This window comes from Luteimonas deserti, assembly GCF_013425765.1.
GTDB classification, from domain to species: Bacteria; Pseudomonadota; Gammaproteobacteria; order Xanthomonadales; family Xanthomonadaceae; genus Luteimonas; species Luteimonas deserti.
In genome coordinates, this window is record NZ_JACCJZ010000020.1 from 623,650 (window position 1) to 637,229 (window position 13,580).

General features: G+C 68.8%; 7 protein-coding genes. 3 read left to right on the top strand and 4 right to left on the bottom strand.

Annotation, left to right across the window (positions count from 1 at the left end):
- Positions 1 to 44: 44 nt before the first annotated feature.
- From metH to H0E82_RS15525, 3 genes are read right to left on the bottom strand one after another with little or no spacing between them, the layout of a single operon-like run.
- Positions 45 to 2,729, bottom strand: coding sequence for a methionine synthase (gene metH, locus H0E82_RS15515; RefSeq protein ID WP_180546356.1), 2,685 nt, complete (start codon positions 2,727 to 2,729; stop codon positions 45 to 47).
- A complete protein-coding gene (locus H0E82_RS15520) occupies positions 2,726 to 3,820 on the bottom strand; it encodes a homocysteine S-methyltransferase family protein (protein WP_180546357.1) in 1,095 nt (364 codons plus the stop codon). The genes metH and H0E82_RS15520 overlap by 4 nt, the downstream gene beginning before the upstream one ends.
- A complete protein-coding gene (locus tag H0E82_RS15525) occupies positions 3,817 to 4,749 on the bottom strand; it encodes an ArsR/SmtB family transcription factor (protein ID WP_180546358.1) in 933 nt (310 codons plus the stop codon). The genes H0E82_RS15520 and H0E82_RS15525 overlap by 4 nt, the downstream gene beginning before the upstream one ends.
- A gap of 217 nt (positions 4,750 to 4,966) precedes the next feature.
- Between H0E82_RS15525 and H0E82_RS15530 the strand changes: the two genes are divergently transcribed.
- From H0E82_RS15530 to H0E82_RS15540, 3 genes are all read left to right on the top strand, one after another.
- Positions 4,967 to 6,115 carry an acyl-CoA dehydrogenase family protein gene (locus H0E82_RS15530; RefSeq protein WP_328797058.1) on the top strand — a complete coding sequence of 383 codons (1,149 nt, stop codon included), beginning with the start codon at positions 4,967 to 4,969 and terminating at the stop codon, positions 6,113 to 6,115.
- A 181-nt stretch (positions 6,116 to 6,296) separates the two neighbouring features.
- Positions 6,297 to 11,324: an NAD-glutamate dehydrogenase gene (locus H0E82_RS15535; protein WP_180546360.1), complete on the top strand. Its 5,028-nt coding sequence runs from the start codon at positions 6,297 to 6,299 to the stop codon at positions 11,322 to 11,324.
- Positions 11,325 to 11,502: 178 nt separating this feature from the next.
- A complete protein-coding gene (locus H0E82_RS15540; protein ID WP_180546361.1) occupies positions 11,503 to 12,273 on the top strand; it encodes an NAD kinase in 771 nt (256 codons plus the stop codon).
- 6 nt (positions 12,274 to 12,279) lie between these two features.
- Here H0E82_RS15540 and H0E82_RS15545 read toward each other — a convergent pair whose 3' ends face one another.
- Positions 12,280 to 13,401, bottom strand: a complete 1,122-nt coding sequence (locus H0E82_RS15545) for an alpha/beta hydrolase (protein WP_180546362.1) — start codon at positions 13,399 to 13,401, stop codon at positions 12,280 to 12,282.
- Positions 13,402 to 13,580 lie beyond the last annotated feature (179 nt).

Sequence of the window (13,580 nt, forward strand, 5' to 3'; positions counted from 1 at the left end):
TGCACAGCCTAGTGCCGGCGCCGTGACGGCGACGGCGACGGCGCTCACTCCGGGTCGTAGTCCAGATTCGACGCAAGCCAGCGCTCGGCTTGCGCGAGCGTGGCCTGCTTGCGCTTCGCGTAGTCCTGGACCTGTTCTTTCGAGACGCGCCCGACCACGAAGTACTGGCTCCCGGGGTGGCTGAAGTAGTAGCCCGACACGGCCGCGGTCGGCAGCATCGCGAAGCTCTCGGTCAGGGTCATGCCCGCCTTGCCGGGTGCATCGAGCAGGTCGAACAGGGTGCCTTTCTCGCTGTGCTCCGGGCAGGCGGGGTAGCCGGGAGCGGGGCGGATGCCCCGGTATTTCTCGGCGATCAGGTCGGCAGTGTCGAGCGCCTCGTCCGCCGCGTAGCCCCAGTCGTGCATGCGCACGCGCTGGTGCAGGCCTTCGGCCAGCGCTTCGGCCAGGCGATCGGCCAACGCTTTCAGCAGGATCGCGTTGTAGTCGTCGTGCGCGGCCTCGAACCGGGCGACGTGGGCATCGATACCGATGCCGGCGGTGACGGCGAATGCGCCGATCCAGTCGTCGACGCCGCTGTCCTTCGGCGCGATGAAATCGGCCAGGCAGAAGTCCGGGCGCTCGACCGGCTTGTCGACCTGCTGCCGCAGGAAGTGCAGGGTGGCCTCGCCGCCCTCGTGGCGCAGCACGACGTCGTCGCCGACGCTGTGCGCCGGCCACAGGCCGAACACGGCCTTCGCGGTCAGCCACTTCTCGTCGACGATCCTGCGCAGCATCGCCTGTGCGTCGTCGAACAGTTCGGTGGCCTGCGGGCCCACCACTTCGTCGGCGAGGATCGCCGGATAGCGGCCGAACAGTTCCCAGGCGTTGAAGAACGGCGTCCAGTCGATGATCTCGACCAGATCCTGCAGCGGCCAGTCGTCGACGACGTGGACGCCCGGGTTGTTGGGGACCGGCGGCGCGTACCGGCTCCACTCGCCGTCGAAGCGCTGCGCGCGGGCCTTGGCCAGCGACACCAGTCGTTTCGCGTCCCCCCGATTGGCGTGGCGCGCGCGGATCTCGGCGTAGTCCGCATCGTTGGCGACGACGAAGGCGCTGCGCAGCTCGGGGCTGATCAGCGACTGCACGACGCCGACCGCACGCGAGGCGTCTTTCACCCACACCGTCGGCGAGGCGTAGTGCGGCGCGATCTTCAGCGCGGTATGCGCGCGCGAGGTCGTCGCGCCGCCGATCAGCAACGGCGTCTCGAAGCCCTGGCGCTTCATCTCGCGCGCGACGTGGCTCATCTCCTCGAGCGACGGCGTGATCAGGCCCGACAGGCCGATGACGTCCGCCTGCACCTCGCGCGCCTTGTCGAGGATGGTCTGTGTGGGGACCATGACGCCGAGGTCGACGACCTCGAAGTTGTTGCAGGCCAGCACCACGCCGACAATGTTCTTGCCGATGTCGTGCACGTCACCCTTGACCGTCGCCATCAGCACGCGGCCGTTGTTCTTGCCGACGTCGCCGGTGCGCAGTTTCTCGGCCTCGATGTAGGGCAGCAGGTAGGCGACGGCCTTCTTCATGACGCGCGCGGACTTGACCACCTGCGGCAGGAACATCTTGCCCGCGCCGAAGAGGTCGCCGACGACGTTCATGCCGGCCATCAGCGGGCCTTCGATGACCTCCAGCGGCCGCGTGAATGCCTGTCGTGCCTCCTCGGTGTCCTCGACCACGTACTGGTCGATGCCGTGCACCAGCGCATGGGTGAGCCGCTGCTGCACCGGCGCCTCGCGCCAGGCGGTGTTCTCGACGCGGGCTGCGCCCTTCCTGCCCTTGTAGCGTTCGGCCAGATCGAGCAGGCGTTCGGTGGCATCGCTGCGGCGGTTGAGCACCACGTCCTCGACGCACTCGCGCAGCTCGGGGTCGAGATCGTCGACGATCGGCATCGCGCCGGCGTTGACGATGCCGAAGTCCATCCCGGCGCGGATCGCGTGGAACAGGAACACCGCGTGGATCGCCTGGCGCACGACCTCGTTGCCGCGGAACGAGAACGAGACGTTGGACACGCCGCCCGAGACGTGGCAATGCGGCAGCGTGGCGCGGATTTCGCGTGTGGCCTCGATGAAATCGACCGCGTAGTTGTCGTGCTCGAGAATGCCGGTGGCGATGGCGAAGATGTTGGGATCGAAGATGATGTCCTCGGGCGGAAACCCGACGACCTCGGTCAGCAGCCGGTAGGCGCGGGTGCAGATCTCGACCTTGCGGTCCTTGGTATCGGCCTGGCCGACTTCGTCGAAGGCCATGACCACGACCGCGGCGCCGTAGCGCAGCACCTTGCGCGCCTGTTCGAGGAACGCGGCTTCACCTTCCTTGAGCGAGATCGAATTGACCACGCCCTTGCCCTGCAGGCACTTGAGCCCGGCCTCGATGACGCTCCACTTCGACGAATCGACCATCACCGGAATGCGCGCGATGTCGGGCTCGGCCGCGATCAGGTTGAGGAAGGTCGTCATCGCGTGCTCGGAATCGAGCATGCCCTCGTCCATGTTGACGTCGAGGATCTGCGCGCCCCCTTCGACCTGCTGGCGCGCGACCTCGACCGCCTCCGGGTAGCGGTTCTCCTTGATCAGCTTGCGGAACGCCGCCGAGCCGGTGACGTTGGTGCGCTCGCCGACATTGATGAAGAGCAGTTCCGGCGTGACGACCAGCGGTTCGAGGCCGGAGAGGCGCATATGCCGCGGACGGCTCATGCGGCGGCCTCCGATGTGACGGGCGGTCGCCGGGGCGCGACATCGGCGACCGCCACGGCGATGGCACGGATGTGGTCGGGCGAGGTGCCGCAGCAGCCGCCGACGATATTCAGCAGGCCTGCGGTCGCGAACTCGTGCAGTACCTCGGCCATGTCCGCCGGCGTCTCGTCGTAGCCACCGAAGGCATTGGGCAGACCGGCATTCGGGTGACAGGACACACAGGTCTGCGCGATCTGCGAGAGCGTCTCGACATGCGGCCGCAGGTCCTTCGCACCGAGCGCGCAGTTGAGCCCGACCGCGTGCGGACGCGCGTGCTGCAACGAGTACCAGAAGGCTTCTGCGGTCTGGCCCGACAGCGTCCGGCCGGAAGCGTCGGTGATCGTGCCGGAGATCATCACGGGCAGCCGGCCGCCGCGCTCGTCGAACACGGTCTCGACCGCGTACAGCGCGGCCTTGGCGTTGAGCGTGTCGAACACGGTCTCGACCATCAGGATGTCGGCGCCGCCGTCGATGAGCCCGTGCGCGGCGTCGCGATAGATCGCGACGAGTTCGTCGAAGGTCACCGCGCGATAGCCGGGGTCGTTGACGTCGGGACTGATCGACGCGGTGCGGCTGGTCGGGCCGAGGATGCCCGCGACGAAGCGCGGCCGATCCGGCGTCTGCGCCTGCGCGGCATCGCAGGCCGCGCGTGCCAGCGCCGCGCCCTCGCGGTTGAGCTCGTGGACGAGGTGCTGCAGGTGGTAGTCGGCCAGCGACACGGCCGTCGAGTTGAAGGTGTTGGTCTCGACGATGTCCGCGCCGGCGGCGAGATAGTCGGCGTGGATGCCCTGGATGATGTCGGGGCGGGTGAGAGTGAGCAGGTCGTTGTTGCCGCGCTGGTCGTGGCCCTCGCAGCCGCAGCCGGCGCCGTGCGCGTGGCCGTCCGCCGCATGGAGGGCGTCGTAGCCCTCGGCGAAACGATCCCCGCGGTAGTCGGCTTCGGTGAGTGCGTACCGCTGGATCATCGTGCCCATCGCGCCGTCGAGCACGAGGATGCGGCGCGCGAGCGCGGCGTCGAGGGCCGCGACCCGTTCGGGATGCAGCCAGCTCATTCCGGCTTCCGCGCGATGATCGAGATCACCTGGAAGTGCGGCGGCCGTTTCTCGCGCGTGACGGTCTCGGCGCTGTGGATCTCCAGTCCCGCCTTGGTGACGAACCGGCGCAGTTCCTTGTCAGGAAAGCCGAGGTTCGCGTGGCCGTAGGCCTGGACGACGGCCTCGTGCCCGTGGCGGTCGAGGCTCGACAGCAGCAGACGGCCTCCGGGCCGCAGCACGCGCGCGGCTTCGGTGACGGCCTGCGCGGGTTTGCTGGCGTAGGTGAGCGCATGCATCAGCACCACCAGATCGAAGCTGGCGTCCTCGAAGGGCAGGGCGTGCATGTCGCCTTCGCGCACGTCCACGTTGGCGAAGCGCTTGAGCCGCTCGGTCGAGGCGGCGACGACGCGTCGGCTGGCGTCGAGACAGATGTAGCGGTGTGCATGGGGCGCGAGCAGCTCGGCCAGCACGCCGTCGCCCGATGCGATGTCGAGCACGTCGCCGGTTTCGAGCAAGGGCAGCGCCGATCGGGCCAGCGCTTCCCAGGTGCGCCCGGGCGAGTAGTGCCGTTCCATGTCGCCGGCGACGGTGTCGGCCCAGTTCTGGTCGGCGGCGCGCATCGCCAGCACGCCGGGCACACGCTCGGCATCCTGGCGCAGCAGGGGGTCATCGCTGCCGGTGCTGAGCGCCTGCCACAGGGCCCGTTGCGCGGGATCGAGCGCGGCATCGTCGAACCGGTAATAGGCCGACACGCCGGCGCGCCGGTCGCGGACCAGATTGGCGTCCTTGAGACGGGCCAGATGGGTGGACACCCGAGGCTGGGCGAGCCGGGTGATCGATGACAGTTCGGCCACGGTAAGCTCTTCGACCTCGAGCAGCGCCAGCAGGCGCACGCGCGTGGGATCGGCAAGGGTCTTGAGTCGCGCCGACCAGGCTTCGAGGTCCATCCATATCTCCGTATCGCGATACAGAGATGATTGTCCGCGCCGCGCGTGTCGATGGTCAAGGCGCGCGATCGGTCTTCCGACGTTTGCGAGAGGCGCAAGAGTCGGCTCGTCGGCGTTCAAGCCGCGTTTATGCTGCGTCGCGCCATGCGGCGGACGCCAGAGATGCAATGGAGGTCGCTACAATTGCCGCCTTGTCTACGTGAGGAGTGCGGGCGCCGTGGAGTTCGGTTTCAGCGAAGAGCAGTTGATGATCCAGGACATTGCGCGCCGGATCGCCCAGGAGAAGATCGCCCCCAGCGCCGAGCATTTCGACCGCAGCGGCGAGTTTCCGCTCGAGAACATGCGCCTGCTTGGCGAGAACGGCCTAATGGGCATCGAGGTGTCCGACGACTACGGCGGCGCCGGCATGGACCCCATTTCGTACGTGCTGGCGATGATCGAGGTGGCCGCAGCCGATGCAGCGCATTCGACCATCATGTCGGTCAACAACTCGCTGTTCTGCAACGGCATCCTGACCCACGGCACCGAAGCGCAGAAGCAGCAATACGTGCGCGCGATCGCCGAGGGCCGAGAGATCGGCGCCTTCGCGCTGACCGAGCCGCAGTCGGGGTCCGACGCCACGGCCATGAAGTGCCGCGCGGTCAAGCAGGCCGATGGCAGCTACGTGATCAACGGCAAGAAGAGCTGGATCACCTCGGGCCCGGTGGCCAAGTATTTCGTTCTGTTCGCGATGACCGATCCGGACAAGGGCGCGCGCGGCATCACCGCATTCCTCGTCGACGGCACGCGTGACGGCTTCCATCGCGGCAAGACCGAACCCAAGCTCGGCATCCGCGCATCGGCCACCTGCGAGATCGAGTTCGCCGACTACGTCGCACAGGCCGACGAGGTGCTGGGCGAGGAAGGCCAGGGCTTCAAGATCGCGATGGGCGTGCTCGACGCCGGCCGCATCGGCATCGCGTCGCAGGCCATCGGCATCGCACGCGCCGCCTACGAGGCCACCCTGGCCTATGTGAAGGAGCGCAAGGCCTTCGGCGCGCCGATCGGCACGTTCCAGATGACCCAGGCGAAGATCGCCGACATGAAGTGCAAGCTGGATGCGGCACTGTTGCTGACCCTGCGCGCGGCCTGGCTCAAGGGCGAGGGCAAGCGCTTCAGCAACGAGGCCGCGATCGCCAAGCTCACCGCGTCCGAGGCGGCGATGTGGATCACCCATCAGGCGCTGCAGATCCACGGCGGCATGGGGTACTCGAAGGAAATGCCGATCGAGCGCTATTTCCGCGACGCCAAGATCACCGAGATCTACGAGGGCACCTCGGAGATCCAGCGCCTGGTCATCGCCCGCAACGAGACCGGGTTGCGCTGAGTCCGGCCATGGCGAGCGTCGCATGCCCTGCAGCGCGCGTCCGTCATCCGCGTGGACGGCACGGCTGCGCTGCCGGGTCGGTCGTCCCCGACGTCGCCCCGCGCGGCGGCGTCGTCCGTTTTCCATTTCCCGTCGGCCCGCGTGAGAACGCGGGCCTCATTGCATCGGACCTTCTGTCGTCATGAGCACACCCCGCAAACCAGGCACGAAATCCCCGTCCGCTCCGAAACCGGTCGCATCCAAGGCGGCGCCGGCCAAGTCCGCCGCGCCGTCGGCGCGCAAGCCCGCCACACAGGTGCGCGTGCGGACGCTGGGCCTGCTGGACCCGATCTTCGACGCGGTGCGCAGGCGTGCCGGCCGTGCGGCGCACAAGGATGCCAGCGCGTTCGCACAGGCGTTCTACCGGCGCATGACGGAGGAGGAGATCCACCTGCACAGCGCCGAGGGCTGGGCCGCGCTGGCGGCGGATCTGTTCGAGTTCGCAGCGCGGCGCAAGCCCGGCACCGCGAACGTGCGTCTGTTCAACCCGGCCGCGAAGACCCACGGCTGGGAGTCGCCGCACACCGTGTTGCAGATCGTCAACGACGATATGCCGTTCCTGGTCGATTCGGTGACCATGGCCTTGGCCGAGCAGGGCGTGGGCGTGCACGTGCTGGGCCATCCGGTGGTGCAGATCGCGCGTGATCGCAGCGGCCGGCTGTCCGGCGTGGGCGAGGGCGAAACCGAGTCGGTCATGCACCTGGAGATCGACCGGCAGACGCCGGAGGACAACGCACGCATCGAGGCCACGGTGCGCAAGGTGCTCGACGACGTGCGCGTCATCGTGGCCGACTGGGCGCCGATGCGCGAGCGCATGCAGCAGATCGCCGCGGATTTCGAGCGCCGGCCGATGCCGCTCGGCGACGCCAGCCGGCGCGAGGCCCAGGCCTTCCTGGAATGGGCCGCCACCGACCACTTCACGTTCTTCGGCTATCGCGAATACAGCGTGCGCCGGCAGGGGCGCAGCGAAGTGCTGGAAGCGGTGCCGGAGAGCGGCCTCGGATTGCTCCGCGCGCCGGCGTCGACGAGATCGCGTCCGGTCGCCGAGCTCGGCGCCGACGCGCTGCGGCGCGCCGGCGAGGTCGACGCCCTGATCCTGACCAAGACCAGTGCGCGGTCCACCGTGCACCGGCCCGGATACATGGACTACATCGGCGTGCTTCGCTACGACGCCAAGGGCAATGTGATCGGCGAACAGCGTTTTCTCGGCCTGTACACCTCCAGCGCGTACACCCGGCGGCCGTGGGACATTCCGCTGGTGCGCGAGCGCTTCGAGTACGTGATGAACGCATCCGGCCTCAAGCCCACCGGCCACAGCGGCAAGGCGCTCCGCCACCTGCTGGAGACCCTGCCGCGCGACGAACTCTTCCAGTCGACCGCCGACGAGCTGTTCCGTCTCGGCACCGGCATCCTCGGGCTGCAGGAGCGCGTGCGCAGCAGGCTGTTCCTGCGCAAGGACCGCTACGGGCGTTTCTATTCGGTTCTGGTCTACATTCCGCGCGACCGGTTCAACACCGACGTCCGCCGACGCATCGAGCAGTTGCTGCGCGAGGTGATGCACGCCGATCACGTGGACGCCAGCGTGGTCCTCGGCGAATCGCCGCTCGCCCAGTTGCACCTGATCGTGCGTCCGCGGGCCGACGCCCAGGTCGAGATCGATGGCGAGGCGCTGGAGCAGGCGCTCCAGGCGATCGTGCGGAACTGGCAGGACAACCTGCGCGACGAACTGGTGGCGCGTCACGGCGAAGGCGAGGGCCTGCGCCTGGCCGGCCGGATCGGGCGTGCGCTGTCGCCGGCCTACATCGAGCTCGCCTCGCCCCAGGCCGCCGCCACCGATGTCGAGAAGCTGGCCGCCCTTGAATCCTCGGACGCCCTGCAGCTGAGTTTCTACATGCAGCCGGCGCCGGTGGGCAGCGGCGACGTACTGCATCTCAAGCTCTACCGCCGCGACACGCACATTCCGCTGTCGGACGTGTTGCCGGTGATGGAGAACCTCGGTCTGCGCGTGATCGCCGAGCATCCGACCCGGATCGAGGTCGACGGCACGCCGATGTTCATCCAGGACTTCTACGTCGAGGCGATGGCCGGCGCGATCGATGTCGAGGCCCGGGCCGCCGCCTTCACCGAGGCGTTCGCCCGGGTGTGGGCGGGCGATGCCGAGAACGACGGCTTCAACCGCCTGATCCTCGGCGCGGATCTCACCTGGCGCCAGGTCGCCGTGCTGCGCGGTTACTGCAAGTACCTGCTGCAGGTGGGCGTGCCGTTTTCCCAGGCCTACGTCGAGGACACACTGGGCCGCTATCCGCTGCTCGCGCGGCTTCTGGTCGAGGTCTTCGAGGCACGGTTCGACCCGGCGACGGGCCGCGAATCGCGTGCCCAGATCGAGGCGGGCACCGAGGCCTTCGCCGCCCAGCTGCAGGCACTCTCGGGCGGCGACGAGGCCACCCGTGGCGCGCTGCAGCCGGTGCTGGATGCGCGCGGGGGTGACCGCTCGACGCAGTACGACGCTGCGCGGGCCGCGCTCAAGGGGCTGCTGGACCGTGTCTCCAGCCTGGACGAGGACCGCATCCTGCGCAGCTATCTCGGCGTGATCGACGCGACCCTGCGCACCAGCTATTACCAGCGCGCGCGCAGCGGCGGGCTGCTCGAGACGATCAGCTTCAAGTTCGATTCCGCCCGCGTGCCCGACCTGCCCAAGCCGCGTCCGTACCGCGAGATCTTCGTCTACGGGCCGCGTGTGGAAGGCATCCATCTGCGCTTCGGCCCGGTCGCGCGTGGCGGGCTGCGGTGGTCGGACCGCCGCGAGGACTTCCGCACCGAAGTGCTGGGCCTGGTCAAGGCGCAGATGGTCAAGAACACCGTGATCGTGCCGGTCGGCTCGAAGGGCGGCTTCATCGTCAAGCGCCCGCCCGCGGGCGGGGACCGCGATGCGCAGTTCGCCGAGGGCGTGGCCTGCTACACCTTGTTCATCAACGGCCTGCTGGAGATCACCGACAACATCGTCGACGGCAAGATCGTGCCGCCGCGCGACGTGGTGCGCCACGACGACAACGACCCCTACCTGGTGGTCGCCGCCGACAAGGGCACCGCGACGTTCTCCGACACCGCCAACGGCATCGCCCGCGAGCACGGCTTCTGGCTCGACGACGCCTTCGCGTCGGGCGGATCGGTGGGCTACGACCACAAGGGCATGGGCATCACCGCGCGCGGCGCATGGGAGTCGGTCAAGCGCCACTTCCGTGCGATGGGTCGCAATTCGCAGACGCAGGACTTCACCTGCGTCGGGGTTGGCGACATGTCCGGCGACGTGTTCGGCAATGGCATGCTGCTGTCGGAGCACATCCGCCTGGTCGCGGCGTTCGACCACCGTCACATCTTCATCGATCCGGCCCCCGACGCCGCGCGCTCGTTCAAGGAGCGCCAGCGCATGTTCGCGCTGCCGCGTTCGAGCTGGGAGGACTACGACACCGCGCTGATCGCCCGTGGCGGCGGCGTGTGGCCGCGCAGCGCGAAATCGATTCCGGTGTCGGCCGAGGCGCGCGAGGCCCTGGGCATCGAGGGAGACGCGACCGCGATGACGCCCAACGAGCTGATGTCGGCGATCCTCCGCGCGCCGGTCGACCTGCTCTGGAACGGCGGCATCGGCACCTACGTCAAGGCATCCTCGGAACAGCACAGCGACGTCGGCGATCGCGCCAACAATGCCCTGCGTGTCGACGGCCGCGACCTGCGCTGCAAGGTGGTGGGCGAGGGCGGCAACCTCGGCATGACCCAGCTGGGCCGCATCGAGGCCGCGCAGCACGGAGTCCTGCTCAACACCGATTTCATCGACAACTCGGCGGGCGTCGACACCTCGGACCACGAGGTCAACATCAAGATCCTGCTCAACGACGTGATGCAGTCGAAGAAGCTCACGCTGGCCGCGCGCAACACCCTGCTGGCCTCGATGACGGATGAGGTGGCCGAGCTGGTGCTGTGGGACAACTACCGCCAGAACCAGGCGCTGAGCCTGATGGAACGGATGAGCGTGTCGCGGCTCGGCTCCAAGCGGCACTTCATCCGCACCCTCGAGGCGCAGGGTCTGCTCGACCGGCAGATCGAGTTCCTGCCCTCGGACGCCGAGATGTCCGAGCGCAAGGCCAAGGGCCAGGGCCTCACCCGGCCGGAGCTGGCGGTGCTGCTGTCCTATTCCAAGCTGGTCGCGTTCGACCAGATGCTCGATTCCGACATCCCCGAGGATCCCTACCTGTCGCGCGAGCTGCAGCGCTATTTCCCCAGGCCGCTGCAGAAGAAGTACGCCGCCGTGATGGAGCGCCACCGGCTGAAGCGCGAGATCATCGCCACCGCGGTCACCAACCAGATGATCAACCGCATGGGCGCGACCTTCCTGATGCGCATGCAGGAGGACAGCGGGCGCACGCCGGGCGAGATCGCCAAGGCGTTCACGATCAGCCGCGAGACCATCGATGCGCGCACGCTGTGGAATCGCATCGACGCACTGGACGGCCAGGTGCCCGAGGCGGTCCAGGTCGACGCCCTGCAGGTGATCTGGAACCTGCAGCGCGCCTTCACGCGCTGGTTGCTGGCACGTCCCGGCGCGATCCCGGACATCACCACTGCGGTCGATCGCTACCACGACGGCTTCCATGCGATCCGCAACGGGCGGCAGATCATCGCCGACACCCAGCGCGTCGCCCACGACGCCGCGCTCCAGGACTGGCTCGACAAGGGGGTGCCGTCGGATCTCGCCGAGCAGCTGGCTGCGCTGCCGTATCTCGAGGCCGCCTGCGACATCATCGAGGTCGCGAGCGAGCGCAGGCAGAAACCCGTCGAGGTCGCGCGTCTGCACTTCCGTCTGGGCGAGGCGCTCAACCTGCCGTGGCTCACCGAGCAGATCGACCGGCTCGAGGTGGACGGGCGCTGGCATGCGGTCGCACGCGGCGTGTTGCGCGAGGAACTGGGCGCGCAACACCGGGCGCTGGTCGGCCAGGTCCTTGCGATGCCGGGATCGGGCCCCGAGGCCAAGGTGCAGGCGTGGCTGCAGCGCGACGATTCAACGCTGCGCTTCACGCTCGCCATGCTGGCGGAGCTGGCGGCGCAGAAGGCGCTGGACTACCCCACCGCATCGGTGGCGGTGCAGCGCGTCTCCCAGCTGGTCCAGCGCAGCTGATCGGGAGGCCTCGCATGCGCACCGGTCCGTCTCCCGCGGCGGCCGGTGCGTACGCTCCGCACGCCGGCTTCATCCGCGGTGCCGCGTCCCGGTCCGCGGCTGCGCGACTGCCTCGTGCACGCCGCGCCTGCGCACGGCTGCGCTAAGCTTCGGGCCGTTTCCGCCTGCCGGCCTGCCGATGACCGCTTCGCCCCGGATCGCCTTCGTCGCCAGCCAGATCGACGAGGCGCAGCGCGCCCTGGCCCTGCTGTGCGACCGGCACGGCCAGTGCGAGCCGGCCGAGGCCGACGTGCTGGTCCCGCTCGGCGGTGACGGATTCATGCTGCAGACGCTGCACCGGCACGCCCACCTCGGCAAGCCGGTGTACGGCATGAAGCTCGGCACGGTGGGGTTTCTGATGAACCAGCATCGGGGCGACGATCTGCTCTCGCGATTGCTGCGCGCCGAGCCGGCGGTGCTGCGTCCGCTGGAGATGTCGGCCGAAACCGAGTCGGGCACGACGGTCGCATCGCTGGCCTACAACGAGGTCTCGCTGCTGCGCCAGACCCGCCAGGCCGCGCACGTGCGGATCGATCTCAACGGCACAACGCGTCTCGAGGAACTGGTGGCCGACGGCGTGATCCTGTCGACAGCGGCCGGCAGCACCGCCTACAACTTCTCGGCGCATGGGCCGATCCTGCCGCTCGGCGCCGGGGTGGTCGCGCTCACTCCGATCGCGCCGTTCCGCCCGCGGCGCTGGCGTGGTGCCATCCTGCGTGCGGAGACCGAAGTGTGTTTCCGCGTGCTCGATCCCTACAAGCGTCCGGTCAGTGTCACCGCCGACTCCCACGAAGTGCGCGACGTGGTCGAGGTGCGCATCCACGAATCGCGCGAGCACACGGTGACCTTGTTGTTCGACCCCGAGCACAATCTCGAGGAACGCATTCTCAGCGAGCAGTTCGTGGTCTGAGCGGGCTCAGTCCTCCAACGGGGCACCGTCGCCGGCGGCGACCGCGAACGGACGCACCCGGCGCACCAGCGTGAGCAGGGTGCGGCCCGGTTCCTCGATCGGTGCGAAGTGCGCGGAGTGTTCGAACCACGCCGCATGCGCGGCGGGCGCGTCGACGGCGGCGAGCCAGTCGGCCACGGGTTGCGACGGGGTGGTGTAGTCGTGCCGGCCCAGCAGCATCACCACAGGCGCTCCGACCCGGCGCACGCCGCGGAAATCCACGGTGTCCCATTGCGCGAGGATCCGGTCCAAGGTCAGCGCGCTGCCCGCGGCGATGGCCCGGTGGTCCTCCGGGGTGTACTCCGGCGACAGACGCTGCGCGCGGAAGTAATAGTCCGAATCCGGGCGGTAGGCGCTGTGCCCGCCGTAACGGATCACCCACTTGCGCTGCGCATCGATGCGCCCGCCGCGCAGGTCCGTCCCGGGATAAGGCGCCAGGGTTTCGAGTTCGCGCACGGCCCCGGCATTCCCGTCGGCGCGTGCCGCCTCCAGCGCATAGGCGTAACCGAGCGCCTCGTCGGTCCACGGGTGGATGATCTGTCCGATGCCGACATAGGCATGCAGCCGTTCGGGCGCCTCGACGAGCACACGCATCCCGATCACCGTGCCCCAGCTGTGCCCCACGAGGACGACCTTGCGTTTGCCGTAGGTCGCACGCAGCCAGTCGACGAGTTCGATCGCATCGGACACGTAGCGGTCGATGGTGAGGGTCGGTGCGACTGCGGCAGGGTCGTTGGCGCGCATCGTGCGCCCGGCGGCGCGCTGGTCCCACTGCACCACGGTGAAGAAATCCTCCCACGGCGTCTGGAAGGTCCACGCGGCCGGCATCATCGGGGCCGCCGGACCCCCGTGCAGGTACAGCAGCACCGGGTTGGACCGGTCCCGCCCGCGGACGCTGATCACCTGGTCGATCCCGCCGAGGCGCACGACGTGGCGCTCCTGTATCCCCGACGGCGTCACGATGCGCTGCCATTCCCCGACGATGGCGCGGGCCTCCGCGTCGGCGTCGGGACGCGGCGGCGGCCTCGCCCCCGCACAGACGGGCACGAGCAGCAGAGCGGAGACGAACAGCCAGAGGAGTCGGGCCATGACAGGCTCCTGGTGCGGATGCTCGTCCACCGTGCCGACGGTATCGGGCCACGCCAAGTGTCGTTGGTCAGGGAGCGGGGCACGGATCGCGCATAATTCAGGAGTCGCCCTTCCGCCGGCCACCGTCATCACGCCGGTGACGCGGTGCCGTGGAGGGCCGCTCCCACCGACCCGCGATC

Coding starts and splice junctions, on each gene's coding strand:
- H0E82_RS15545 (WP_180546362.1), bottom strand. CDS start 13,401: ATGGCCCGACTCCTCTGGCTGTTCGTCTCCGCTCTGCTGCTCGTGCCC.
- H0E82_RS15525 (WP_180546358.1), bottom strand. CDS start 4,749: ATGGACCTCGAAGCCTGGTCGGCGCGACTCAAGACCCTTGCCGATCCC.
- H0E82_RS15535 (WP_180546360.1), top strand. CDS start 6,297: ATGAGCACACCCCGCAAACCAGGCACGAAATCCCCGTCCGCTCCGAAA.
- H0E82_RS15540 (WP_180546361.1), top strand. CDS start 11,503: ATGACCGCTTCGCCCCGGATCGCCTTCGTCGCCAGCCAGATCGACGAG.
- metH (WP_180546356.1), bottom strand. CDS start 2,729: ATGAGCCGTCCGCGGCATATGCGCCTCTCCGGCCTCGAACCGCTGGTC.
- H0E82_RS15520 (WP_180546357.1), bottom strand. CDS start 3,820: ATGAGCTGGCTGCATCCCGAACGGGTCGCGGCCCTCGACGCCGCGCTC.